General features: G+C 71.5%; 25 protein-coding genes and 1 pseudogene. 16 read left to right on the top strand and 10 right to left on the bottom strand.

What is annotated here, in order from left to right; translation table 11 throughout:
* The 3 genes and pseudogenes from ADK66_RS20755 to ADK66_RS20745 all read left to right on the top strand — a co-directional run.
* Nucleotides 1–244: pseudogene (locus ADK66_RS20755) on the top strand (hypothetical protein); the annotation flags it as partial.
* 809 nt (nucleotides 245–1053) lie between these two features.
* Nucleotides 1054–1659 (top strand): cell wall-active antibiotics response protein, encoded by a 606-nt coding sequence (locus ADK66_RS20750; protein WP_231640112.1) that lies wholly within the window; start codon nucleotides 1054–1056, stop codon nucleotides 1657–1659.
* Between the two features lie 57 nt (nucleotides 1660–1716).
* Nucleotides 1717–2691 carry a pirin family protein gene (locus ADK66_RS20745; protein ID WP_053657845.1) on the top strand — a complete coding sequence of 325 codons (975 nt, stop codon included), beginning with the start codon at nucleotides 1717–1719 and terminating at the stop codon, nucleotides 2689–2691.
* Between the two features lie 389 nt (nucleotides 2692–3080).
* On the opposite strand, the gene ADK66_RS20740 is transcribed toward ADK66_RS20745, so the two are convergent.
* Nucleotides 3081–3749: a DUF1345 domain-containing protein gene (locus ADK66_RS20740; RefSeq protein WP_082377579.1), complete on the bottom strand. Its 669-nt coding sequence runs from the start codon at nucleotides 3747–3749 to the stop codon at nucleotides 3081–3083.
* Between the two features lie 33 nt (nucleotides 3750–3782).
* The gene (locus ADK66_RS20735; RefSeq protein WP_053657843.1) at nucleotides 3783–4058 is read right to left on the bottom strand and encodes a DUF2795 domain-containing protein; all 276 of its coding nucleotides are present in this window, start codon (nucleotides 4056–4058) and stop codon (nucleotides 3783–3785) included.
* 156 nt (nucleotides 4059–4214) lie between these two features.
* Here ADK66_RS20735 and ADK66_RS20730 point away from each other — a divergent pair, with 156 nt between their 5' ends.
* From ADK66_RS20730 to ADK66_RS20710, 5 genes are all read left to right on the top strand, one after another.
* On the top strand, nucleotides 4215–4625 hold the full coding sequence (locus tag ADK66_RS20730) for a DUF2267 domain-containing protein (protein WP_053657841.1): 411 nt from the start codon (nucleotides 4215–4217) through the stop codon (nucleotides 4623–4625).
* Nucleotides 4626–4832: 207 nt separating this feature from the next.
* Nucleotides 4833–5855, top strand: coding sequence for a TerC/Alx family metal homeostasis membrane protein (locus ADK66_RS20725; RefSeq protein ID WP_053657838.1), 1023 nt, complete (start codon nucleotides 4833–4835; stop codon nucleotides 5853–5855).
* A 76-nt stretch (nucleotides 5856–5931) separates the two neighbouring features.
* Nucleotides 5932–6531 carry a sulfite oxidase-like oxidoreductase gene (locus tag ADK66_RS20720; RefSeq protein WP_053657836.1) on the top strand — a complete coding sequence of 200 codons (600 nt, stop codon included), beginning with the start codon at nucleotides 5932–5934 and terminating at the stop codon, nucleotides 6529–6531.
* The gene (locus ADK66_RS20715; RefSeq protein ID WP_053657834.1) at nucleotides 6524–7303 is read left to right on the top strand and encodes a ferredoxin reductase; all 780 of its coding nucleotides are present in this window, start codon (nucleotides 6524–6526) and stop codon (nucleotides 7301–7303) included. Before ADK66_RS20720 ends, ADK66_RS20715 begins: the two co-directional genes overlap by 8 nt.
* Nucleotides 7304–7367: 64 nt before the next feature.
* Entirely contained in the window at nucleotides 7368–7661 is a 294-nt protein-coding gene (locus ADK66_RS20710) for a DUF6510 family protein (RefSeq protein WP_053657831.1), read from the top strand.
* 12 nt (nucleotides 7662–7673) lie between these two features.
* On the opposite strand, the gene ADK66_RS20705 is transcribed toward ADK66_RS20710, so the two are convergent.
* Together ADK66_RS20705 and ADK66_RS20700 are read right to left on the bottom strand one after the other, a co-directional pair.
* On the bottom strand, nucleotides 7674–8264 hold the full coding sequence (locus ADK66_RS20705) for a carboxymuconolactone decarboxylase family protein (protein ID WP_053657829.1): 591 nt from the start codon (nucleotides 8262–8264) through the stop codon (nucleotides 7674–7676).
* Nucleotides 8265–8469: 205 nt separating this feature from the next.
* Nucleotides 8470–9213 carry a DinB family protein gene (locus tag ADK66_RS20700; protein WP_053657828.1) on the bottom strand — a complete coding sequence of 248 codons (744 nt, stop codon included), beginning with the start codon at nucleotides 9211–9213 and terminating at the stop codon, nucleotides 8470–8472.
* 146 nt (nucleotides 9214–9359) lie between these two features.
* On the opposite strand from ADK66_RS20700, the gene ADK66_RS20695 reads away from it, so the two are divergent.
* The 3 genes from ADK66_RS20695 (at nucleotide 9360) to ADK66_RS20685 (ending at nucleotide 11726) form a co-directional block, all read left to right on the top strand.
* The gene (locus ADK66_RS20695) at nucleotides 9360–10217 is read left to right on the top strand and encodes an alpha/beta hydrolase (RefSeq protein ID WP_053657826.1); all 858 of its coding nucleotides are present in this window, start codon (nucleotides 9360–9362) and stop codon (nucleotides 10215–10217) included.
* A gap of 124 nt (nucleotides 10218–10341) precedes the next feature.
* Entirely contained in the window at nucleotides 10342–11058 is a 717-nt protein-coding gene (locus ADK66_RS20690; RefSeq protein ID WP_053657824.1) for a VOC family protein, read from the top strand.
* Between the two features lie 140 nt (nucleotides 11059–11198).
* Nucleotides 11199–11726 carry a GNAT family N-acetyltransferase gene (locus ADK66_RS20685; RefSeq protein WP_053657853.1) on the top strand — a complete coding sequence of 176 codons (528 nt, stop codon included), beginning with the start codon at nucleotides 11199–11201 and terminating at the stop codon, nucleotides 11724–11726.
* Nucleotides 11727–11829: 103 nt separating this feature from the next.
* On the opposite strand, the gene ADK66_RS20680 is transcribed toward ADK66_RS20685, so the two are convergent.
* Nucleotides 11830–13281, bottom strand: coding sequence for a M28 family metallopeptidase (locus tag ADK66_RS20680; RefSeq protein ID WP_053657822.1), 1452 nt, complete (start codon nucleotides 13279–13281; stop codon nucleotides 11830–11832).
* 116 nt (nucleotides 13282–13397) lie between these two features.
* On the opposite strand from ADK66_RS20680, the gene ADK66_RS20675 reads away from it, so the two are divergent.
* Complete coding sequence (locus tag ADK66_RS20675) at nucleotides 13398–14699, top strand: NAD(P)/FAD-dependent oxidoreductase (RefSeq protein WP_053657820.1); 1302 nt, start codon at nucleotides 13398–13400, stop codon at nucleotides 14697–14699.
* 23 nt (nucleotides 14700–14722) lie between these two features.
* On the opposite strand, the gene ADK66_RS20670 is transcribed toward ADK66_RS20675, so the two are convergent.
* The 3 genes from ADK66_RS20670 to ADK66_RS20660 all read right to left on the bottom strand — a co-directional run bounded on the left by ADK66_RS20670 (nucleotide 14723) and on the right by ADK66_RS20660 (nucleotide 17871).
* On the bottom strand, nucleotides 14723–15889 hold the full coding sequence (locus tag ADK66_RS20670) for an AI-2E family transporter (protein WP_053657818.1): 1167 nt from the start codon (nucleotides 15887–15889) through the stop codon (nucleotides 14723–14725).
* A gap of 124 nt (nucleotides 15890–16013) precedes the next feature.
* Nucleotides 16014–16793: a spermidine synthase gene (locus ADK66_RS20665; protein WP_053657816.1), complete on the bottom strand. Its 780-nt coding sequence runs from the start codon at nucleotides 16791–16793 to the stop codon at nucleotides 16014–16016.
* Between the two features lie 100 nt (nucleotides 16794–16893).
* On the bottom strand, nucleotides 16894–17871 hold the full coding sequence (locus ADK66_RS20660; protein WP_053657814.1) for a DUF2267 domain-containing protein: 978 nt from the start codon (nucleotides 17869–17871) through the stop codon (nucleotides 16894–16896).
* A gap of 201 nt (nucleotides 17872–18072) precedes the next feature.
* Here ADK66_RS20660 and ADK66_RS20655 point away from each other — a divergent pair, with 201 nt between their 5' ends.
* Nucleotides 18073–18387, top strand: a complete 315-nt coding sequence (locus tag ADK66_RS20655; protein WP_053657812.1) for a hypothetical protein — start codon at nucleotides 18073–18075, stop codon at nucleotides 18385–18387.
* An 84-nt stretch (nucleotides 18388–18471) separates the two neighbouring features.
* Here the strand turns inward: ADK66_RS20655 and ADK66_RS20650 are convergent, their stop codons facing one another.
* Nucleotides 18472–18819 carry an STAS domain-containing protein gene (locus tag ADK66_RS20650; protein WP_053657810.1) on the bottom strand — a complete coding sequence of 116 codons (348 nt, stop codon included), beginning with the start codon at nucleotides 18817–18819 and terminating at the stop codon, nucleotides 18472–18474.
* 67 nt (nucleotides 18820–18886) lie between these two features.
* Nucleotides 18887–19291, bottom strand: coding sequence for an STAS domain-containing protein (locus ADK66_RS20645; RefSeq protein ID WP_053657808.1), 405 nt, complete (start codon nucleotides 19289–19291; stop codon nucleotides 18887–18889).
* A gap of 207 nt (nucleotides 19292–19498) precedes the next feature.
* On the opposite strand from ADK66_RS20645, the gene ADK66_RS20640 reads away from it, so the two are divergent.
* The 3 genes from ADK66_RS20640 to ADK66_RS20630 all read left to right on the top strand — a co-directional run bounded on the left by ADK66_RS20640 (nucleotide 19499) and on the right by ADK66_RS20630 (nucleotide 22859).
* A complete protein-coding gene (locus ADK66_RS20640; RefSeq protein WP_082377577.1) occupies nucleotides 19499–21349 on the top strand; it encodes a PP2C family protein-serine/threonine phosphatase in 1851 nt (616 codons plus the stop codon).
* Nucleotides 21346–22395 (top strand): B12-binding domain-containing protein, encoded by a 1050-nt coding sequence (locus ADK66_RS20635; RefSeq protein ID WP_053657806.1) that lies wholly within the window; start codon nucleotides 21346–21348, stop codon nucleotides 22393–22395. Before ADK66_RS20640 ends, ADK66_RS20635 begins: the two co-directional genes overlap by 4 nt.
* A 116-nt stretch (nucleotides 22396–22511) precedes the next feature.
* Nucleotides 22512–22859, top strand: a complete 348-nt coding sequence (locus ADK66_RS20630) for an STAS domain-containing protein (protein ID WP_053657804.1) — start codon at nucleotides 22512–22514, stop codon at nucleotides 22857–22859.
* The last annotated feature ends 6 nt before the right edge of the window (nucleotides 22860–22865 follow it).

Genomic DNA, 22865 nt, shown 5'->3' with positions numbered 1-22865 from the left:
CGACCACGACTCGCAGGGCTTGTTCCAGCAGCGTCCGAGCTCGGGTTGGGGTACGCCGGAGCAGATCACCGACCCCGACTACTCCACCACCGCGTTCCTCAAGGGTTTGAAGCAGGTTGACGGCTGGCAGGACATGCCGCTGACCGTGGCCGCCCAGACCGTGCAGGTCTCGGCGTACCCGGACGCCTACGCCCAGTGGGAGCAGCAGGCCGCCGACCTGGTCGCCCAGTACTGGAACAGCTGACCCACCCGCATGACGCACTGACTGATGGCCGGCACCCCCAACACGGGGTGCCGGCCATCGGCGTTACAGCCACGACTGCTGGCTGCCATCCCTCAACGCAGGGGTGCAAGCCATTGGCTTGACAACGACTTCTGGCCGGCGCCGCGAACGGGTGCTGGCCATCGGCATGTCCGGGCGTCTCGCGCGGGAAGCCGGGCATACGCAGGTCGGGCAGAGGTTGGGGCACCGGCAGCCGAATGCCCGCCCGGAGAGCAGGCGCCCCGAGCCCACCTATCGCGGGCACCCGGCCAGGTGACTGTTGGCCAACCGAATTGCCCGGGATGCGGTGGTCGGTCGGCGACGGAGGGGAGTGGCGTGGTCAGCGCGGAGTGATCCGTTTCGCCTACGGGTACGTACCCACTGGCGGGGACCGGCGGAGGGACGCAGATATGACCGCAGTGGGGAACGAAGAACATCATCAGGCGGGGCCGGAGCCGTCGCGCGAACCGGAACCACCGCGCAGGGCCGAGCGATCACACGAGCCAGCGCCGCCACGTGGAGCCGAGCCGCCGCGTGGGACTGAGCCACCGGCCGACGCTCAGCGACGCCCGAGATGGTCCGTTGGCGCTCGCCTGTTGCTGGCTGCCGCCGTCGTCGTGCTGGTCCTGGGTGCCGCAGCCGTAGTCGTGATCATCGCCGCTCCGAACCGCCTCGGCATGACCTACTCCAGCGCACCCGACAGCAACAGGCCACAAGGCGGGCAAGACAGCAGCAGGCCAGACGGCGCCAGGCCGGGCGGCGAGGGCGCGGCGGCGGTTGCCGAGCATACGGTGACGGCGCCGCTGGAGGGGCGTGAGCAGGCTACGTTCGTGCTCGCGGACGGGCTTGCCTCGTTCGACCTGCGGGTGGCCGACCTGGGCGACGACCTGTACCGAATGAGCAGCCCCGCCGGGTCGAGCGTGACAGTGCGGCCGACGGTGCGAGGCGAGTCCGTCCGGCTGGGCGTGGTGGCCAGCGGCGAGACCGGGGAGCGGGCGGCGCGGGTGGTGCTCAACGAGCGGGTCGCCTGGCGTCTCCAGCTCGTCGGTGGCGTACGCGAGCAGGTGCTCGACCTGGCCCGGGCGCGGCTGTTGGGTGTGGAGCTCGTGGGTGGTTCGGCCCGTAGCGAGGTGATCCTTCCGCCGGTGCGTGGAGGTACGACGACTGTGCGGTTGGCGGGCGGGACCAGTCAGCTCGACGTCCGGGTGCCGGGGTCACCGCCGGTGCGGGTTCGGGTGGTGGCGGGCGCCGGGTCGGTAGCGGTGCCTGGCGAGCGTTGGGCCGGGGTGGCTGCGGGCTCGTTGTTGAGTACGCCGGGGTGGGACCGGTCGACGGATCGGCTCTTCCTCGACCTGGTGGCGGGCGCGGGCGTGGTCACGGTGACCGCCGTCCAGTGATCCGCTGGTGCGCGGAGATGCCGGGGAAGTGTCGGGGCGCGAGCGTACAGTCGGGCGGTGGAGCGTACCGAATCGATGCTGGCGCAGACCCGACCACCTGGCGTTGCCGACGCGGATCCGGGCAGTGTGCTGCTGCCCGGCCACGACGTGCCGTTGGGGCGTTACACGACGGTCCGTCGGCTGTTGCCGCAGCGTCCGCGCCGGATGGTGGGCGCCTGGTGTTTCGTGGACCATTTCGGCCCGGACGACGTGGCGGAGCGTCCCGGCATGGAGGTGCCGCCGCACCCGCACACCGGCCTGCAGACGGTGACCTGGCTGCTCGACGGCGAGATCATCCACCGGGACAGCCTCGGCAACGTCCAGCCGATCCGGCCCGGTCAGTTGAACGTGATGACGTCCGGGCACGGCATCTCCCATTCGGAGCGGTCGCCGGCCGCGCATCCGCCGGTGATGCACGGCGTGCAACTGTGGGTGGCGCTGCCGGACCCGGCTCGGGCGGGTTCGGCGGCCTTCGAGCACCACGCCGACCTGCCGCGCTGGCACGACGGCGACGTGAGCTTCACCCTGCTTGTCGGCGACTTCGCCGGGCAGCGGTCCCCGGCGGTGGTGCACACCCCGCTGGTGGGCGTGCAGTTGGAGCTGAGTGGTGAGGCGCCGGCGACGCTGCCGTTGCGGCCCGATTTCGAGTACGCCGTGCTGGCGATGTCCGGGTCCGCGGAGGCCGCCGGGGTCGGGTTCGAGCCGGGGGCGCTGCTCTACCTGGGTACGGGTCGTTCGGAGGTGACAGTGCGCGGCGGGACGGGGGCCCGGTTGCTGCTGCTGGGCGGCGCGCCGTTCGAGGAACCGCTGGTGATGTGGTGGAACTTCGTCGGTCGCTCGCACGAGGAGGTCGTCGCCGCCCGGGAGGACTGGATGGCCGGGGGCGAGCGTTTCGGTGTGGTCGCCGACGACGCGGCGCCGCCGTTGCCAGCGCCGGCCCTGCCCACCACCCGCCTCAAGGCCCGTGACCGCACCGGTGGCCTGCACGGATGACCCGTCCGACACGTGACTGCGGGCCACGCGCGGCGCGCGACCGGCGACGTCATGCAGACAGCGGACAACGCGATGAGGTCGACCACCTCTGAAGTGCACTGGCCCACAGTTTGGCAAAATCTGACCGTACGGAGGATGTCGTGTCGTATGGTTGGACCCGGCAGTGCTGGCCGCTCGGTTCGAGCGGGCATCCACCGCTGGGTGGCCGCGATCCGGTTCGGGCGCGGTTCATCGCCTGGGCAGGTTTGCGTGGCGCCCCTGGTCGCGGTTCGTGGCCTCGGGGCGCCCGCCTGTCCCGGCGCTCCTGACCCGCGTCAACGCGATCGGTAGAGCGCCCCACACCCCCAGCGCCGACGGCCGCAACAGAGCACACCAAACACGCGCGCCCTTCAGTGGGCCAGGCCGGCCAGTAGGTTCACCGTGACGGCGATGATGAACGCGCCGAACAGGTACGACAGCAGCGAATGTCGCAGCACGGTCCGCCGCATCTCGTTGCTGGTGAGGTTGGTGTCGGAGACCTGGAACGTCGTCCCGATGGTGAAGGCGACGTAGGCGAAGTCGGTGTAGCGCGGCGGTTCGGGCTGGTTGAAGTTCACCCCGCCGTCCGGACCTGTGTAGTAGATCCGGGCGTACCGGGCGGCGAACACGGTGTGCACGACCAGCCAGGAGAGCAGCACGCTGAGCGCGCCCAACCCGCCGTACAGGTCGCGGACCCGTCCGGGTGGTGCCGCGTGCGCGCTGGCGACGACAAGTCCCACGGCGAGCAGGCTGGCGATGCACGCCACCAGCAGGAGCACGTCACGGATGGCCCGGTTGGGGTCCTCGTAGACGGCCAGCCGGGCGGTCCGGGTGGCGTCCAGTGGCCAGATCGTGCGCCACACGTACACCAGCCAGGTGAGCGCGGCGGCGTCCCAGCCGGCCAGTGGGGCGAGCGGCGGTGACACCGTGATGGCGAAGGCGCCGCCGGCGACGATCCCGACCACTGCCACGACGACGAGCTGCGCCGAGGCGGGGGTGTGTCCGTCCGGGCCGCGGGACAGCGGACGCCTGCCGGTCATCCGGGCGGCCCGGCCGAATCTGTCACCGCCGGGTCAGATGCCGCGGAGGTGTTGCGACACCCGGTTGTGCTTCTTGTCCCGGGCCTGCTCGGCACGCTGCGCCGGGCCCACCTCGGGCGCGGCGTCGATGCCGGCGGACCGGGCGACCTCGTTGCCGTTGGCGTAGTCCACGGCCGGCGGCAGTGCGCGCAGCGCCTTCAACACGTCCGGCGGGGCACCTTCCCGTTCGGCCTCGCGGACCACGTCGTCCTTCTCGGCCGGGTAGTCCAGGCTCGACAGGTACTGCAGGACGTCGGCGTAGCTCGCCATGACAGCGGCTCCTCGGGGCATCGATGTGGTCAGGACCGGCGGCGGTTACCCGCCCGCCGCCTGCTCACGCCGGGCCGGCGCAGGAAATCCGGCGCCGTTTCCGTCGCGCCACCGCGGGTACCCGCAGGCGCCGTCGACAAGCCCGAGGGGGTACGCATGAACTACGACACCTTTGTCGACCAGGTTTCCCAGCGCACGGCGACGTCGTCCGAGCAGGCGGTGGAGCGAACCCGTGCGGTGCTGGAGACGTTCGCCGAGCGGTTGACCGGTGGCGAGGTGCTGGACCTGGCCGCGCAGTTGCCGAAGCCACTGCAACTGGTGTTGAAGCCGAGCCCCAGCACCGAGCAGGCCGACCGGTTCGGTGCCGCCGAGTTCGTGGCGCGGGTGGCGTTGCGCGCCGGCGTGGACGAGCTTGCCGCCCGTGACGCCGTCCGGGCGGTCTTCACCACGCTGCGCGAGGCGATCACCGGCGGGGAGTTCGACGACGTGGCCACTCAGCTTCCGCGCGACTACCGCGACCTGGTGGAACAGGCGATGGCTCCCGGCGCGACGTTGCGCCGTGCGTGAGAGTCGGCACGTACAGCGGTTGGCCAGGGCAACCATCGGTGTCCCGCTTGGCGTGGCGATTCAGGCTGGCCTAACCTGGTCGTGCGAGGGGAGTACTTCCCACGAACCATACCGGTCAGTACGGCGCGCCCGGCGTGCCTCGGGTGGTTGCCCATCTCCGATGGGTGAAGGAGACCTCGAACATGACTTGGTGTTCGAGGAGAACCGATGACCGAATTGTCGCCCCTGTCCGCCGCAAGCTCGCTGACGTCGGTGGGCACGCCCACCCTCTGGGCGGTGACGATCGTCGGCGTGCTGGTGCTGCTCGTCCTGGACTTCCTGGTGACGCGCCGCCCGCACGAGGTGTCCATGCGGGAAGCGGTCGGCTGGTCGGCGTTCTACATCGCGCTGCCGCTGGCGTTCGGCGGCTGGGTGTGGGCCCGCTACGGCTCCCAGCAGGGCGTGGAATACCTGACCGGTTACCTGGTCGAGAAGTCCCTCTCGGTCGACAACCTCTTCGTCTTCATGCTGCTGCTGGCCGCGTTCGCGGTGCCGTCCGTGCTCGCCCAGCGGGTGCTGCTCTACGGCATCGCCGGCGCGCTGGTGCTGCGAGGTGTCTTCATCGCCCTGGGCGCGGCGGCGCTACAGACCCTCGACTTCGCGTTCCTGATCTTCGCGCTCATCCTCCTCGCCACGGCGGCGAAGCTGCTGCGTGACGCCCTCTCCGGGCACCAGCAGGAAGTCGACATCAACAAGATGCGGTCGGTGAGGCTGCTGCGCAAGATCATGCCGGTGGTCGATGAGTACCACGGCACCAAGATGACCGTCCGGCAGGGCGCGAAGCGGGCACTGACCCCGTTCGCCCTGGTGGTGGTTGCGGTGCTGGCCACCGACATCGTCTTCGCCGTCGACTCGGTGCCTGCGGTCTACGGCATCACCGAGGACCCGTACCTGGTCTTCGCCACGAACGCCTTCGCCCTGCTGGGCCTGCGGGCGCTCTACTTCGTCCTGCACGCCGCGTTGAGCCGGCTTGTCCACCTCAGCTACGGCCTAGCCATCATCCTGGCGTTCATCGGCCTCAAGCTGGGTCTGCACTGGGCGCACGGCATCTGGGACAGCGTGCCGGAGATCCCCACCCCGGCCTCGCTCGGCGTGATCATCGGCGTGCTCGTGGTGGTCACCCTGACCAGCCTGCGCGCCACCAGGGGGCAGCAACCCGACCGCCGCGAGGTCGTCTCCGAGCGGCACTGACGCCGGCACGCCGGCACGACGAGGGGGTACGCGGGAAAGGTCCCGCCCCGGCCGGCGCGAATGGTACGACTGAGCAATGGGAATCGTCTCACCGGGCTTTCAGGGTCGGCCCCGATCACAGGAGCCGACCCTGCCCCCTGGGCAGTACCTGACCGAGGACTTTCCGGTGCTCTCCGCTGGCCCGACACCTCGCGTGTCGCTGGACACCTGGGAGTTCGTCATCTCCGTCGAGAACGGCACCGAACGCCGGTGGTCATGGCAGGAGTTGATGGCACTACCGCAGGAGACGCCGACGGTGGACATCCACTGCGTCACCCGCTGGTCGAAGCTCGGCACCACGTGGCAGGGCGTCTCACTGGACACCTTGCTCGACGGTGTGGACACCGGCGCGCACTACGCGCTGGCGCACTCGTACGGCGGGTACACCACAAACGTGCCACTGGACGACCTGCGCGGCGGCCGGGCCTGGGTGGCGCACACCTTCGACGGCAAGCCGCTGGCACCGGAGCACGGTGGGCCGGCGCGGCTGCTGGTGCCACACCTGTACTTCTGGAAGTCCGCCAAGTGGGTGCGCGGCATCCGGCTCAAGACGATGGACCAGCCCGGCTTCTGGGAGACCGCCGGCTACCACGACTACGGCGACCCGTGGCGCGAACAGCGGTACCAGGGTGACTGAGCGCGCTGTCGCGGAGGGCACCGAACGCCCGGCGCCGAACCGGTGGCAGGTGGGCCGGCTGGTGGAGCGCCGGGTGGAGACGCGGTCCGCGCAGACCCTCGTGCTGGAGGTGCCGGACTGGCCGGGGCACCTGCCCGGGCAGCACGTCGACCTGCGGTTGACAGCGCCGGACGGCTACCAGGCCGCCCGGTCGTACTCGATCGCCGGGCCTGTGGTGGACGGCCCCGGCGGGCCGCGCATCGAGGTGACAGTGCAGCGGGTCCCCGACGGCGAGGTGTCGCCGTACCTCATCGATGTTTTTGGTGTGGGCGACCCGGTGGAGGTGCGCGGACCGCTCGGTGGCTGGTTCATCTGGCGGCCGGAGCAGACAGCGCCGGTGCAGCTGCTCGGCGGCGGCTCGGGCGTCGTGCCGCTGATGGCGATGATCCGCGCCCGCCGGGTGGCGGGCAGTAAGGTGCCGTTCCGGCTGCTCTACTCGGTGCGCACCCCCGCCGATCTGATCTACGGCGACGAGTTGCGCCGCCGGGCCCGCGACGACTTCGGGCTGGACGTCGCGTACGTCTACACCCGTGAGGCGCCCGAGGGGTGGCGCGGCGAACCACACCGCATCGGTTTGGCCGACGTGAACACACATGGCTGGCCGCCGGATCTGGAACCGCTCACCTACGTCTGCGGCCCGACCGGGTTCGTGGAAACCGTTGCCGACCTGCTGGTGGGGCTCGGCCACCCGTCGCGGCGGGTCAAGACCGAACGTTTCGGCCCGACCGGCTGACGGCACCACATCGCACTGCCCCGCTCGCCCCGCCCCGCATCGCCCGCTTCGTCGAGGAGACCCGATGACCGAGATGTCGTACCTGGACGGCAACATGCTCGACGGCCCGCTGCGTGAGCTGTTCGCCGTCGACCTGAGCACCGCGACGGGCCGCTGTGAGAACTGCGGGACGACCGGCTCGATGGCCAGCCTGCGTGTCTTCGCCAACGCGCCGGGCATGGTCGCCCGCTGCCCGTCCTGCGAGGAGGTGATGCTGCGACTGGTCCGCGGGCCCGACCGGGCCTGGCTGGACCTGCGCGGCACCACCTACCTCCAGGTCCCGATGCCGATGGAGCAGCCGCGCCCCGGCCCCCTGTGACCGGAGCGCCGGTTACGCGTGTGCGGCTGCGCCACTCGGTTGCGCCAGGGGTGCCAGGCCGCACGACGCCGCGAGCCCCTCGGCCTCGATGCCGAGGGCGACGTTGACCCGCGCGAACTGGTTGGTCAACGCCACCCAGGCGGTCAGCTCCACCACCGCCGGTGCCCCGAGCTGCGTGACCAGCCGGGCGGACAACTCGTCGGTGACGGTGGGCGGCGTCTGCGACATCGCCTCGGCGTACTCCAGGACGTCGCGCTCCAACGGCGTGAAGACGTCCGACTCGCGCCAGCGCGGCACCTCGCGGGCCTTTGTCACGTCCAGGCCCTCGTTGTGCGCCTGGAAGTAGCCCAGGTCCAGGCAGAACGAGCAGCCGATCAACGACGCCACGGCCATGTGGGCGTACGACTTCAGGTCCTTGTCGCACTCGTTCCACTTACCGGCCCGTCGACCGAGGCCGAAGTTGAACTTGAGCACCTGCCGGTGGTGCCACAGCACACCGAGCCCGTCGGGCACCCGGCCGAGCATCTTCCTGCTGAACCTCTTCAGTACGGCGCCGTAGAGGCCCGTGATCTCGGCCGGGGGAATCCTTGTGTCGCCGGTCATTGCTCCTCCTCGTCGGTGGTCTCGGCATGAGACACCGGCCGGGGCCGGCACGTGACAGAGCGCCGAGGTCAGCGAGGAGGTGTCACTCAGATGGCGTCACCGCAGCGGCGTCGGCGCACCACGGGGCGGCGGTAGGGCGGCGGTGACGTCGGCGGTGTTCTCGAATGCGGCTGCCGATCAGTCGATGGTTGCCGTCACCTGTCGATCACGGGTGGGCGGCGCTCGGTTCGCGGCTCTGCGTATCAAGGTCACGCAGTGCGAAGCGGAGGTGCTGCCACTCCTCGTCGAAGATCACATGAAGGCAGTGCACGACCGGCTCCTCGTGGTCGGGTGACCACGGGGTGGGCCGAGGCTCGGCGAGCAGCTCCGGTGTGACGGTGGCCAGGAAGCCGCGCACCATTGTCTGCCGCTCGGCGCGCAACCGGAGCACCTCCGTGAAGCTCGGCTGCTCGGTGGCGAACACCGACATGTCGAAGCCGTCGGTGGCGTACTCGGTGTGGGGCTGGCCGAACGGGTGGAACGGCTGTGGCCGGCGAAGGATCGTCTTGCCCAGCCATGCGTCGGCGGCGAAGGCGAGATGCCGCAGCGTCTGCGCGAACGACCATTCGCCGTCGACCGAGACGTGGACGGCGCCCTCGGGCATCGCCGTGGCCCGCTCGGTCGCTGCCGCCCAGGCCCGCTCGGTCGCCGCCCACGCCGTGCGCAGGGCATCGGGTTGCGTCGCCTGCCTCAACTCGCGCCCCGGGAACCGCCGATTCAGCTCCGCTTCGACGAGCGGCACGACGTCCACACCGTTGACCAGCAGTGTGCCATCGGCCAGCCACGGTGCGTCGATGTCGAGCCCGTTGACGTCGACGCCGCGCATCACCGCCCCGGCCAGCGTCGACCTGTGGAACCGTGCACCTCGCAGGTCTCTGTCGACGAACGTCGCGTACTCACCTTGGCCCATTGCGCCCTCCCCGTTGACGGTTGCGGTGACGCTAGCGGGCAGGTCCGACAACACCTACGTCTTTCGATGATCTTTGGCTGAGTAGTGTGGATCATCGGATGGTGCGCCGCCGACGCCGCAGAGGACCAGAAAGTGAGTGTGGACAGATGCCACCGACGTTCGTACTGGTGCACGGAGCTTTCGCGAACTCGTTCTCGTTCGCACCACTCCAGGCCGAACTCGGCCTGCTCGGGCACCGTTCGGTAGCCGTCGATCTTCCGGGGCACGGGTTCGCCGCGACGTACCCGCGGGCCTATCAGGCGCCGCAGGATCTCGGAGGGCTCGCCAGCGCGCCCGGTGCCATCAGGTCCGTCACGCTCGCCGACAACGCCGCGCACCTCATCGGGACACTGGAGCGGGCCAAGCGGAACGGGCCCGTCATCCTCGTCTCACACAGCCGCGGCGGCATGACGGCCACGGTCGCAGCCAACCAGCGGCCCGACCTGATCGACCGCATCGTCTATGTCTCCGCCTGGTGCCCCGTCGACCTCCACGTCGGCGCCTACTACGCCGAGCCCGAGATGGCCACTGTCGACACCACAGGGCTGGCGTCGGCCATGGTCGGGAACCCTGCCGAGCTCGGGCTGTTGCGCTCCAACTTCCGTACCGCCGACCCTGACGTCCTCGCGGCCCTGAAGGCAGCTTTCCTCGCCGACGGGACGGACGAGGAGTTCATGGTCTTCCTCAACACCTTCCAGCCCGACGAGAACCTCGACGTCGGCACACCCGATGACCGGGCGCAGCCCGACAGTTGGGGGCGGATCCCCAGGACGTACGTGCGGTTGACCGAGGACACCTCCGTGCCGCTCGCCATGCAGGACCGGATGATCCGCGAGGGCGACGCGCTGACGCCGGAGAACCCCTACGACGTCCGTACGCTCACCAGCAGCCACCTGAAGTGGCTTGTCGACCCGGCACCGGCGGCCCGGGTTCTGGGTGACATCGCCGCGCTCCTGCCTGCCTGATCACCGTTCCGCAGCGAATATTCGGCTGCGCGCGGCGCGCCTCCGCCCTAGGCTTCGGCCTCCAAGGGCAGACCGGGCCGGCTGGTGGAGTCGCCCGGTCCGCGGATCGGAGACGAACAGAGCGATGACCAGCCAACTGTTTGCCGTCTGCTTCGACGCGAGTCAACCCCTGCGTGTCGCGCGGTTCTGGGCCGACCTCCTGGGTCGGAAGATGGTCGACGATCCACACGACGGGGCAGTTGTCCTGCCGGATGACGACGTCGGGTTCCGGCTCCGCTTCGCGGCGACCGCCGATCCGAAGGTCGTGCAGAACCGGATGCACTTCGACCTGACGAGCGGGTCCGCCGAGGAGCAGCAGCAGACTGTGGCACGAGCGCTGGAACTCGGCGCACGCCACATCGACGTCGGCCAGCTCCCGGAGGAGGGTCATGTGGTGCTCGCCGACCCCGAGGGCAACGAGTTCTGTGTCATCGAGGCGGGCAACAACTTCCTCGCGGGCTGCGGGTTCGTCGGGGCGCTGGCGTGTGACGGGTCGCAGGCCGTCGGATACTTCTGGAGCGAGGCGCTCGGCTGGCCGCTGGTCTGGGACCAGGACGAGGAGACCGCGATCCAGTCGCCGCGTGGCGGCGCGAAGATCACCTGGGGTGGGCCACCGCCCGCGCCGAACGGTGGCCGGGACCGGGTGCGGTACGAGCTCGTCGCCGACGGTGATCACCAGGCGGAGGTCGACCGTCTGCTCTCCCTCGGCGCGACGCGCTTCCACACCGCCCATGACGTGGCCGGCCGGGTGGCGCTCGCCGATCCCGACGGCACGGAGTTCCGCGTCCTGACGCCCCGGTAGCGCCACCCGAGCGGCGGCCGAACACTCGATCCAGGATCTCGTGGTCACGCAGCCCAGGGAAACCACTTGATCGTGGTTCGAGCACGAGCACGAGCACGCGGTTGGACAACGGCCGCGCCGGTCGTTCAGAGTGGTCCGCCGTGAGATACCTGCGTACCGGCGGTCCCGCGGCGATCCGACGGCCCCGCCCCACCGACGTCGACGAGTTCGTGGCGGCCGCGCGGCGCAGTCGGGACCTGCACCACCCGTGGCTGCTCGCGCCGAGCAGCCCCGAGGAGTACGCCGGATATCTGCGCAAGGTCCGCCGCCGCGACAGCTCCGGTTACCTCATCTGCGACCGGGCCAGCGGTGACATCGCCGGCTACGTCACCATCAGCGGCATCGTGCTGGGCGCGCTGCGCGGCGGCTACCTGGGGTACGCGGCGTTCCAGCCGTACAGCGGCACCGGACACGCCTCGGCGGGCGTCGCCCTGGTCATCGACCACGCGTTCAGCGCTGGCGGCCTGCACCGGTTGGAGGCGAACATCCAGCCGGGCAACGAGCCGTCCCGGCGGGTGGCCCGCAAGTTGGGCTTCCGGCTGGAGGGCTTCTCCCCGGACTACCTGTTCATCGACGGCGCGTGGCGGGACCACGAACGGTGGGCGATCACCGCGCCAACCCCCACGTAACCGCCAGATCTGCGCAACATCAGGGAAAGTGCTGCCTCACCAACAGCTGAGACAGCAGGATCCCTGACGTTGCGCGGATCTTGAGCAGGGCAAGAGGGCGGGGTCAGCTGCCGGGACGGGGGAAGGCCACCGGGCTGCGTAGGCCGTTGTGGTTGACCGCGCGGATGCCGAAGAACACGTTGTCCTTTGACAGGTCGATGCTGACCTCGGTGACGTCGCCGACCGGGATCACCCGCTGCCACTCGGCGGCGGTGGTCTCCCGCCACACCACCTCGTACCCGGTCAGGTCCGGCTCGTCGCCGCGCTGCCAGCGCAGTGTGGTGTTGTTCGTCAGGTCGGTGGTGACGATGATGGCGCCCTTGGGTGTGCCGGGCGCCTGGGCCAGTGACCAGAGCGCCGCGCCGTTGACCCGGGCCACCCGGGCGATGTACTTGTAGTCGCAGAATTCGGGCAGGTCGCCGTACTGTTTGCCGTCCTGCACCCGGACGTCCTGGTGCTGGTGGGCGAAGTCCTCGTTGGGCTCGGTGAATCGCGCCGCCGGCCAGCCCTCCCGCAGGAACGAGATGTGGTCGCTACCGCGCAGATAGCGGTCCCGTCGGTAGATCACCCGTACGCGCATGCCGGTGTCGTCGTTGTCGGCCACGTCCCTGACGAACCGGGCGAGTTGCCGCGACGGCGAGTCGTTCTCGCCGCCGACGGACTGCCGGGTGGTGGCCTCCGCAGGTGTCTCCGCCGTCGGGACGCCCTCGGCGAACAGGCGCACCGAGTACGGGTCACGGGTGCCGTCGTCGGCGGTGCTGCTGCCCACGATGTCGTCGCTGAACATGCCCTGAACGTCCGCGCCGGCTGCCTTGAGCTGCTGGGCCAGGTACGCCGAGCCGTACAGGCCCTGCTCCTCGGCGGCGACCGCGGCGAACACGATGGTGGCCGCCGTGGGACGGGTGGCCATCAGGCGGGCCAGTTCCATGACGACGGCCACCCCCGAGGCGTCGTCGTCGGCGCCCGGCGCGTCGCTCACGGCGTCCATCACGTCGGTGACCCGGGAGTCGTAGTGGCCGGTCACCACGTACGTCCGGTTCGGGGCGCTCTGGCCCCGCAGCGTGGCCACGACGTTGGTGATCCGGGTGGCGGTGGGGATCCGGGAGGCGGGCTGCTGGACGTACGACTGGAGTTGGACTGTCATGCGCCCGCCGGACGTGGCCGCGTACTCCTGCATGCGGGCGTGGATCCAGTCCCGGGCGGCGCCGATGCCCCGCTGGGGATCGTCCTGGTCGGAGAGGGTGTGCCGGGTGCCGAACGCGGCAAGCCGGCGCACGATCGCCTCGATCCGTCGGGGGTCGACCTGGCGCAGCAGGTCGCGCAGCTCACGGTCGGGGCGCTGGGGGCGGGCGGGGCGTCCGGGGCCGGCGGGGTGCGACGGGTTGGCGGCGGCGGGCGCGGTGAGCGCGGGCACCGCGACGGTGGCGGCGGTCGCGGCGGTGGCGGCGGCCGAGGCGGACAGGAAGGTGCGGCGGGTGGGCCTCGTGGGCCGCTCGCCGGTCTGGTCTGATCCCATTCCGGCATCCTGCCCATCGATGGGGGTGTCTGTCCATATCGTCCGCCATTGATGTTGTGCAGGTTTACCGCGCTGGTCGCACGTTTGTCCGGGGCGTCGACGGGAAACGGCCCGCAATGACGAAACCTCGTGTGGTGATCGTGGGGGCCGGGTTCGCCGGTTACCACGCGGCGAAGACGTTGAGCCGGATCGCCCGGGACCGGGCTGAGATCGTGGTGCTGAACTCCACCGACTACTTCCTGTATCTGCCGCTGCTGCCCGAGGTGGCGGCCGGCGTGGTCGAGCCGAAACGGATCGCGGTGCCGTTGACCGGGACCCTCAAGGGCGTCCGTGTGGTCATCGGGGAGGCGGACCACGTCGACCTGCAGAACCGCTGGGTCGGGTTCACCCAGGCCGAGGGGGACAAGAACCGGTTGGCGTACGACCGTCTGATTCTCGCCGTGGGCAGCGTCAACAAGCTGCTGCCCATCCCGGGCGTCACCGAGTACGCGCACGGCTTCCGCGGCCTGCCCGAGGCCGTCTACCTGCACGATCACATTGTCCGACAGATCGAGCTGGCCGAGCAGGCCGAGGACCCGGCGGAGCAGCAGGCGCGCGCCACGTTCGTGGTGGTCGGCGCGGGCTACACCGGCACCGAGGTCGCCGCGCACGGGCAGTTGTTCACCGATCGGCTGCACGCGCAGCGGCCGCGGCTCACCGTCCGCCCCCGGTGGATGCTGCTGGACATCGCCCCCCGCGTCCTGCCCGAGCTGGACAAGCGGATGTCGCGGACGGCCCACCGGGTGCTCGAAAGGCGCGGCGTGGACGTCCGGATGGGCACCTCGGTGGCCGAGGCGACCGCCGACGGGGTGAAGCTCACCGACGGCGAGTACGTGCCCACCTGCTCGCTCGTCTGGTGCGTCGGGGTGCGACCCGATCCGTTCGTCAGCGAATTGGGTCTGCGCACCGAGAGGGGGCGCCTGGTCGTCGACGAGTTCCTCAACGTCCCCGGCTATCCCGAGGTGTACGCCTGCGGCGACGCCTCAGCGGTGCCCGACCTGGCCCGGCCCGGCGAGGTCTGCACGATGACGGCCCAGCACGCCCAGCGGCAGGGCAAGCTGGCCGCCCACAACATCGCCGCGTCGTACGGCTTCGGCCGGCGCAAGCCGTACAAGCACCACGACCTGGGTTGGGTTGTCGACCTGGGCGGCAAGGACGCGGCGGCGAACCCGTTGCAGGTGCCGCTGGCGGGGCTGCCGGCGAAGGCGGTCACCCGGGCGTACCACCTGATGGCGATGCCGGGAAACCGCACGCGCGTCGGGGCCGACTGGGCGTTGGACGCCGCGCTGACCCGTCCGGCGGTTCAGCTCGGTCTGGTGCCGGCGAACGCCGTACCGCTGGAGAGCACCTCGCCCGAGGTCGCGGCCCGCGCCCGCTGAGCTTCCGCAGGCCCGGCCGGTGTTCAGCCGCGAGGCGAGTGGGCACCGCCGGGCGGCTCGGCGCCGCCCTCGGGCTCAGCGCCAGCCGCGGACTCGGCGCCACCTTCGGACTCGGCCTCATCTGCCGGCTCGACGCCGTCGGCGGCGGGCGCCGGGCGGAACCGGCGCGGGCCGTACTCGCGGAGCAGCGTCTGCACGATGCCCGCGGCCGGGATGGCCAACAGCGCGCCGAGCAGGCCGGCCAGCTCGACAGCGAGCAGCACACTGACCAGCACGGTCAGCGGATTGAGTCGGACCGCGCGGGACAGGATGAGCGGCTGGAGCAGGTGGTTCTCCGCCTGCTGGTAGACCACGAAGAAGACGAGCACGATCACCCCGGCGGTGGGGGAGTGCAGGAAGCCGGCGCCGGTGGCGATGACCGCGCCGAGCGTCGCGCCGACAAGCGGTATCAGGTCCGTCACCGCCACCAGCAGGGCGATCACACCGGCGAACGGCACGCCGAGGATTGTCAGCACCACGAACGTCAACGCTCCGCAGATCACGCTGATCAGCAGGTTCCCGGTGAGGTAGCCGGTGATGGTCCGCGACACCTGCCTGCCCACCCGGCGCAGCCGCTCACCCCGACCGTCCCCGGCCGCCGTGAGCACGCCGCCGGTGATCCGCGGGGCTTCCAACACCATGAGGTACGCCAGCACGACGACAGTGACCAGCCCCGTGATCGTCTCCACGATGGCGCGCAGCACGACCACCGCGGGTTGACGCAGTTGGGTGCCGACGTCGCGCAACTCGTCGGAGTGGTCGCTGAGGTAGCGCCGGGCGCCGGTGCGCTCCAGAAGCTGCCCCAGCGGGCCGCGCCCGGCGCGTGCGTCGCGCACCATCTCGGGCGCCCGGTCGGCGAAATGGCCCACGTCGTCCAGCAGCGGCACCAGGATGAGCGTGGCGACGAGGGCCAGGATCACGAAGGCGCCGAGGAACACCAGCAGCGTGGCCACCGCCCGCCGCCTGACGAACCGGCGTTGCAGCCGGTCCACTGCCGGCTTGAGCGCGATGGCGAAGAAGGCGGCCACCACGACCCAGATCAGCACACGGTGTGTCGCGTACACGAAGACCAGCGCCAGTGCGGTCGCCAGCACCAGGCCGATCACGATCAGGGCGCGGCGGGCGGTCGCCCGATCGTCGGCTTTGCTCACAGGCCGCGCCTTCCCCACGCGCGGCGTCGGAAACCCGGCATTGCGGCCGGCACCGGTGCTTTACGGGTCGAGTCGCCCGTACGCCACCGACGTGTCCGAGGGCCGTCGGTCGGCGCGAGGGCCGTCAGTCGGCGTCGGTGTACGGCTGGGCGCCGGCGACGAACGTGTCGAGGGCGGCGGCGTGCAGCAGACCACCGGGCACCGGGTCCCGCAGTGCGGCCACCGCCAGCCGGCCGACAGGCAGCCCGCCCGGCCGGTGCGTCGCGGCGAGCACCAGGTTGCCGTAGCGCCGTCCCCGCAACATCCGGCGGTCGCCGAGCACGCACACGTCGCCGAAGACCGCCCGCAGCGTCGCCACCTGCACGCGGGTGCCGACCAGCGGCGGCAGGTCGGTGACGTTCAGCAGGTACAGCCCGCCGGGGCGCAGCGTGCGGGCCACCTCGGCGGCGAACTCCACTGTGCGTACGTGTCGGGGCATCCGGGCTGCCCGGTAGATGTCGGCTATCACCAGGTCGTACCCGTCGGGCGGGGCGTCGGTGACCGCGTCCCGGGCGTCGGCGACCTCGACCCGCACCTCCGGTGGCAGCGGCGGCAGTTCCCGGGCGACGAGGTCGACGACCGTCCGGTCGCGCTCGACGACCAGTTGCCGGGAGCCCGGCCGGGTGGCGGCGAGCCAGCGCGGCAGCGTCAACGCCCCGCCGCCCAGGTGCAGTACGTCCAGTGGCACGCCAGCCGGTGCGGCCACCTGCGCCGCCGAGGCGATCCGCCGGACGTACTCGAAATGCAGGTGCAGCGGATCCTCGACGTCCACGTATGACTGCTCGACACCGGCGGCGAGCAGCGTGCGCCCGGTCCGGCGAACCGGATCGACGACCAGCTCCAACCGGTCGGCAGCGCGGCTCATGAGGGGCACGCTACCGAGCCGCCGTCAGCGCGCACCGACGGGCCGGCGGCGCGGGAGCGTCCCCCGCGTCGCCGGCCCTCACGTGTGTCGGTGTTGCCGGTCAGCCGCTGGCCATCCCGGCGCCCACCTCGTCGATCGCGTCGTCGATCGAGTGGGCGAGGTCCACGTCGAGCGCTGTCACCCCGTCGGCCTGGGTGGTGCGCACGGTCAGTACGGCAGCCGTGCCACCGGGGCGCCCGATGCTCGGGCCGCGCCCGGTTTCCCGGCGTAGCCGGTCGAGCCGGTCGAGCACCCGGTCCAGGTTGTCCGGGGGCAGCGCGACCACCCGGTACAGGCCGTCGCTGTCGCCCGCCCAGTAGGGCAGGTCGTCCAAGGCCGCCCGCAGTTGGGCGTCGTCGAGCGTGGGTGTGGCCGTGGAAGCGCCGACGATGCCGCCGCCGGCGGCCGGCGGGTTCAGCAGTTCCCGCAACCCGTCGGGTACGTGCAGCGACTCGACGAGGTCACCATCGTGGTCGGCGAGCGCGGCGAGTGTCGCCTCCGCCTGATAGCGGGCCTGCTCGGGCGTACGCCCGCTGATCCGGCCCACCTCGGCCAGGAAGCCGGGCAGGTCCTGGTGCCGCTCGATGCCGTCGACGGGCACGACGTCGTGCAGCGAGTTCGGCACCGCCGCGAGCAGTCGTTGCCGCTCGGCGGCTTCCAGGGCGAAGGCCAGGACCAGCACCGTCGCCTCGGCGCCCACCTTTGCCGTCTTGAAGTCGACCCCGGCGCGACGCCGGACATCGTCGACCAGATCGTGGTAACCCACGCTCGTCACCCCCGGCGAACTGTCGCTGAGAGGCGGCAGCGGGCGTGGATTGTCGGCCGTGCCGACGGGCGGCGGAGCTGGTCCACCGCGCGTGGTGTCCGACTTGTGCCGGCCAGCCGGCGGCGGGCCGTCCCGCCTGCTCTGTTCGAGGCTCGTGATCTGCTTCGAGGCGCTCAGGCTCGCCCCGAACTCGCTGGGCTGTCTGCCCTGTTCGCGGGCCTGCCGAGCCAGTGTCCGGCGGCGCTGGTTGTCGCCCTCCATCTGCTTGCGCATGTGACACCTCTTCCGCTGGGGATCTGCTCGTGCGCCCGTCGCCTTCCCGCCGGCCCGGGAGCCGAAACGGACCCTTCCGGCCGGGTAGGACCAGCGCTCGGACGGCTTCATCCGGCGCGGGTGAGGGGCGCTCACCCGCGCGTGGGCCAGCATCTGGTTCAGGACCGCAGTTCTTCCGAGGCACGCGGAAGGAAGGTCGCCATGAAACGGATCGTCGAGATCGTCCCCGCCCGACCCGGCTGGTACGCGCGTTGGCAGCTCACGCCGGACGCCACCCGCTGCTATCCGGTGAGCCTGTGGGCGCTGCTGGAGGAGGCCGACGGGACCGGCCGGGAAGTGGTCGGCATGGACTGCATCGGCCAGTGGCCAGGCGGGGACGACAACGAGATGGGTGGGGAGTTTGTCCGCTATCTGTATCACACGCCTGATTCGGGAGAGCCCGAGGACGTCGACTCCGCCCCGGCCGGCGACCTGCGCGAGACCGGCCCTCGACTCCAGCCGATGACCGCGCCCTAGACCTTCCTCAGGCCCCCGACCCCAGGTCCCAGGGTCGGGGGCCACCCCCCTTTTCCGAGCCTGGACGCGCGGACGTCAGCCGGCTCAGCCGATGGCGCGTACGTTGTCGCCGTCGGCGGCGCCGGTCTGCACTGCCAGCAGTTCGGTGAGGCCGGTGCGGTCGAGCATCTGCTGCACCTGCGGGCTGACCCCGATCAGCACCATCGACCCGGCGGCGCGGTGCGCCATCAGCAGCGCGCTCAGACCGGAGGAGTCGCAGAGGCTGACAGCGCTCAGGTCGACCGTCAACCGCTGGTGGCTCTCGCCCGGCAGGTCTGCCACCACGCTGACCAGCTCGGGAGCGGTGTCGTAGTCCAGCTCCCCGCTCAGCCGCAACCGGATGTGCCCGGCGTCGACCCGGGTCACCTCGATGGTCAACAGCTGCTGGGACATCCCACCATGCTCCCAGTCCCCGTACGCAACGCCAACCCGGGGGCGTGAGCGGCCGGCCGCTGTCGGGTCACCCGGCGGTGGCCTGCGCGTGACCCGGCCCGGCGACTGCCCGGGGGGTCGCGGGCAGTCGTCGACCGAGCAGCCCGGCGACGCCGGTGATCTCCAGGATCGTCGCCAGGAACCCGGGGACCGCCCGCAGCAGCAGCGTCGTGTCGACCTGCTGCCCCACCCGCCAGCCGTGGACGATCACGGCGAGGCCGGTGCTGTCGATGAAGTCCAGGTCGGCGAAGTCCAGCACGAGGGCCTGCGGCGCGTTGGCGAGCAATCGGTCGAGCTCGACGCGCAGCGGCGCCGACGTGGCGTACGCCAACTCGCCACCGACCCGGATCAGGGGCCTGTCCGGATCGCTCTGGTCGATCGACATGCGCAGCGGTGCCGCGTCGGGTCGCAGCCCTGGGGATTGCACGATCACGCCCTTCCGGATGACTCCGGCCCGGCCGGTTCGAAGGGATCGTAACAACGCTCGACCGACAGCGCCCGGTACGCGACGGAGGGGCCCGCGAGCTGCCGTGGGATGCCGCTCAGGGCGGATCGGCGTAGGGTGGGTCGAACAGATTTGACCACAGACGCCGGTGCCGGGGCGCGGTTCGGGTGGATGACAAGGAGTGAGGCTCAGCTGGTGACTGCTTCCGACGTCAGGGACTTCGACCCGGGCGACGGATGGATCTCCACGCCGAGCACCACACAGACCCCGGCGTGGCCCGCCGACGTCCAGCCCTGGTCCACCTCCACGCTGCCGGCCCTCGACCCCGACCGGGGCCAGGGCACACCAGCCTGGTCCGAGGTCGTCGAGCACTTCCGCGAGGGCCTCGTGGTCTGTGACGCCGAGGGCGTCGTCCGACATGTCAGCCCGGTGGCCGAGCGCCTGCTGCCCGAGGTGGTGCCCGGCGAGCTGCTCGCCTCGGCCGGTGTGCCGGGGCTGGGCGAGACTGCTCCGAGCGGTTTCACCCACCGTGGTCGCCGGCTCAGCGCCCGGCAGGTGTCCCTGTCCGCCGGCCGGTGCTGCTGGTACGTCGAGGACGTCACCGAGAGCGTCAGCCGCGCCGACGCCCTGCTGGCCGAGCGCGCCCGCTCCGCTTTCCTGGCAGTGGTCGGCGACAAGCTGGGCAACCCGCTGCACCCGGACCGGGCCGCCGCCGCCGTGGTGCGGCTGGCCGTGCCGACCCTCGCCGAGGTGTCGGTGCTGGTGCTGGCGCCGCGCGCCGGGCGTGCCCGCTGGTGGCGGGCGTCCCGTGCCGACGACGAGGCGCCGATCGTCGACAGCGGCATGTTGTCGGAGAGTGATCTACCGACAGCCATCGCCGACGGGCTGACCGGCGTCGAGCCGCACGCTGTCGACTGGCTCGTGGAGCAGGCAGTCGACGCCGGATGGCTGCCCGGCCTGGCAGGCGTCGACAGCGCCGCCCGGGTCGTCCCGGTGCCCGGCCGCGATGCCCCGGCCGGTGTGCTGCTTGTCGCCCGCCGGGCCAGCCGCTGGTACGACGAGGACGACGTCCACCTGCTGCGTGCCTTTGCGGCGAGGGCCGGCGCGGCGTTGACCACCGCGCTTCTCTACCGCGACCAGGCGGAGGTGGCCGACACCTTGCAGGCCAGCCTGCTGCCCGTGGAGCCCGCCGAGGTTCCCGGCGTGCAGTGGGGCACCGCCTACCGGCCGGCGCAGGCGGGGTTGCGGATCGGCGGCGACTTCTACGGGTCGCACCGGCTCGCCGACGGCGGTTCGGTGTTCTTCCTCGGCGACGTCTCCGGCAAGGGCGTCGAGGCGGCCGTCTTCACTGGCCAGCTCCGCCAGTGCCTCCAGGCGCTGCACCGGGTGGAGTCGCATCCGGGGCGGCTGCTGCGGCTGCTCAACGACGCGCTCCTGGAGACGACCCAGGCGCACGGCCAGGGCCGCTTCGCCACAATCGTGCTCGGGGTGGCGCGGCCGCAGCGCGACGGGAGCGTCACGCTGACCATGGCCGGTGGTGGTCACCTGCCGCCGCTGGTGCTGCGCGCCTCCGGCGAGATCGAGTCGGTGCCGCTGCGCGGCATGTTGATCGGTGTCGTGCCCGACCCGCGCGTCGGCGAGGTGACCGTCCGGCTGGCACCGGGCGAGACGTGTCTTCTCTACAGCGACGGTGTGACCGAGGCCCGTGGTGGCCGCCGCGGCGACGAGCAGTTCGGCACGGAACGGTTGACCGCCGCCGTGACCGGGTGCCACCGGATGCCGGCGCCCGCCCTGGCCGAGCGCATCGAGCAGGTCACGTGTGACTGGCTGGCACACGGCGACCACGACGACATCGCGGTCCTGGCGCTGCGCGCTGTCGGCGCGGGTCCGCGCGCCGCACGGCACCTGCACTCGGTCCCGACGCCCGAAGAGCCCAGCGAGCCCGCCGAGCGGCCCTCCAGGCCCGAAGAGCAGCCCGCCGAGCCGCCCACCGGCACGGGCGAGGAGCCTGCCAGGCCCGAAGAGCAGAGGGAGAGCCCCGCGTGACCGCCCCCGCCACCACTACCGATCCGACCGACGCCTACCCGGGCTACCTGACCTGCCTCGCCGACGCCGACGAGCACGGCGCTGTCGACGTGGCGCTCGGCCTGCTCGACGCGGGTGTCGCGCCCGAGCGGGTGCTGCTCGACCTGGTGGCGCCGGCCCAGTCCGAGGTCGGCGAGCGGTGGGCGCGCAACGAGTGGAGCGTCGCCCAGGAGCACGCGGCCACGCACATCAGCGAGCGGGTCGTGGCGGCGGTGGCCCAGCATGCCAACACCCGGCCGACCGGCGGGCGGGTCGTTGTGGCCTGCATGGACGGCGAGTGGCACGCGTTGCCGCCCCGGCTGGTGGCGGAGGTGCTGCGACTGCGCGGCTGGCAGGTGACGTTCCTGGGCGCCAGCGTGCCGGCGGCGCACCTGGTGTCGTATCTGCACCGGCACGACGCGCAGGCGGTCGCGCTTGCCTGTGCGCTGCCGATGCGGCTGCCGCACGCGCACCGGATGATCGAGGCGTGCCGGCGCTCGGACGTACCGGTGGTGGTTGGCGGGCGTGGGTTCGGCGCGGACGGCCGGTGGGCGGCCCGACTCGGCGCGGCCTGGGCGCCGGACGCGCCGTCGGCATCGGAGTTGATCGCCGACGAGCGGGCGCTGCGGCGGGTCCCCGCGGCGCAGCTGTCGCACCTGGCCGACGACGAGTACGCGAGCCTGGTCCGCCGGCGGGGGGAGCTGATCGACAGCGCGCTCACCGACCTGCGGGACCGGATGCCGGCGGCGCTGTCGTACACGCCCGCGCAGCTCGACTCGACGATCAGCGACCTGGGGCACATCGTGGACTCCCTGGCCGCCGCCCTGTACGTCGACGACGCCTCGCTCTTCACCGAGTTCGTTCAATGGCTGGTGGAGATCCTGACCAGTCGCGGCGTGCCGGCCGACGCGGTGGACCTGACTCTCGCGCACTACGCCACAGCGCTGCGTGACTTCCCGAGGGCGGCGCGCACGCTGCGGCTGAGCCGCGCAGGCTTGCCCACCGCCGGCCCGGGCGCCGTGCGTTGACGGCACGACTCAGGGACGTTCCGGGTGATCACCGCGCCCTCGGTGACGTCGGTGCCTCTGCGTATACTTGCCGCACTGCAAACGTCCCACCCAGCGGTGGAGCGAGGGGGAGCACGGTGACGTTCAGCGTCAGCTACGCCGGGCGTGAGGGCGGTGGCGTCTACCTGCGGCTCGCCGGTGAGCTGGACATGAGCACCGCCGGCGAGCTGACCGCGACGATCGACCGGCTGGCCGCCGACGGCGAGCGCCGGATGTTGCTCGACCTCACCGACCTAACCTTCTGTGACTCCACGGGGATGGCTGTGTTCGTTCGTGGTGACAACCGGGCCGCGGCCGACGGCGGGTGGCTGCGCCTCACCGGCGCCACCGGCCGTGTCGACCGCGTGCTGCGGGTGACGGGTCTGGCAGAGGTGCTGCGATATCAGCCCGACAGCGTCGACCCGGCGTCCCGCAGCGCTTCCTGATGGGCT

The sequence above is a fragment of the Micromonospora sp. NRRL B-16802 genome (assembly GCF_001279555.1).
Lineage (GTDB): Bacteria > Actinomycetota > Actinomycetes > Mycobacteriales > Micromonosporaceae > Micromonospora > Micromonospora profundi.
This window is presented reverse-complemented; position numbering and strand designations above follow the sequence as displayed.

Excerpts from the sequence above, each read along its gene's own strand:
- ADK66_RS20740 (WP_082377579.1), bottom strand. The coding sequence starts at position 3,749 with ATGACCGGCAGGCGTCCGCTGTCCCGCGGCCCGGACGGACACACCCCC.
- ADK66_RS20735 (WP_053657843.1), bottom strand. The coding sequence starts at position 4,058 with ATGGCGAGCTACGCCGACGTCCTGCAGTACCTGTCGAGCCTGGACTAC.
- ADK66_RS20730 (WP_053657841.1), top strand. The coding sequence starts at position 4,215 with ATGAACTACGACACCTTTGTCGACCAGGTTTCCCAGCGCACGGCGACG.
- ADK66_RS20725 (WP_053657838.1), top strand. The coding sequence starts at position 4,833 with ATGACCGAATTGTCGCCCCTGTCCGCCGCAAGCTCGCTGACGTCGGTG.
- ADK66_RS20720 (WP_053657836.1), top strand. The coding sequence starts at position 5,932 with ATGGGAATCGTCTCACCGGGCTTTCAGGGTCGGCCCCGATCACAGGAG.
- ADK66_RS20710 (WP_053657831.1), top strand. The coding sequence starts at position 7,368 with ATGACCGAGATGTCGTACCTGGACGGCAACATGCTCGACGGCCCGCTG.
- ADK66_RS20705 (WP_053657829.1), bottom strand. The coding sequence starts at position 8,264 with ATGACCGGCGACACAAGGATTCCCCCGGCCGAGATCACGGGCCTCTAC.
- ADK66_RS20700 (WP_053657828.1), bottom strand. The coding sequence starts at position 9,213 with ATGGGCCAAGGTGAGTACGCGACGTTCGTCGACAGAGACCTGCGAGGT.
- ADK66_RS20695 (WP_053657826.1), top strand. The coding sequence starts at position 9,360 with ATGCCACCGACGTTCGTACTGGTGCACGGAGCTTTCGCGAACTCGTTC.
- ADK66_RS20690 (WP_053657824.1), top strand. The coding sequence starts at position 10,342 with ATGACCAGCCAACTGTTTGCCGTCTGCTTCGACGCGAGTCAACCCCTG.
- ADK66_RS20680 (WP_053657822.1), bottom strand. The coding sequence starts at position 13,281 with ATGGGATCAGACCAGACCGGCGAGCGGCCCACGAGGCCCACCCGCCGC.
- ADK66_RS20675 (WP_053657820.1), top strand. The coding sequence starts at position 13,398 with ATGACGAAACCTCGTGTGGTGATCGTGGGGGCCGGGTTCGCCGGTTAC.
- ADK66_RS20665 (WP_053657816.1), bottom strand. The coding sequence starts at position 16,793 with ATGAGCCGCGCTGCCGACCGGTTGGAGCTGGTCGTCGATCCGGTTCGC.
- ADK66_RS20660 (WP_053657814.1), bottom strand. The coding sequence starts at position 17,871 with ATGCGCAAGCAGATGGAGGGCGACAACCAGCGCCGCCGGACACTGGCT.
- ADK66_RS20655 (WP_053657812.1), top strand. The coding sequence starts at position 18,073 with ATGAAACGGATCGTCGAGATCGTCCCCGCCCGACCCGGCTGGTACGCG.
- ADK66_RS20650 (WP_053657810.1), bottom strand. The coding sequence starts at position 18,819 with ATGTCCCAGCAGCTGTTGACCATCGAGGTGACCCGGGTCGACGCCGGG.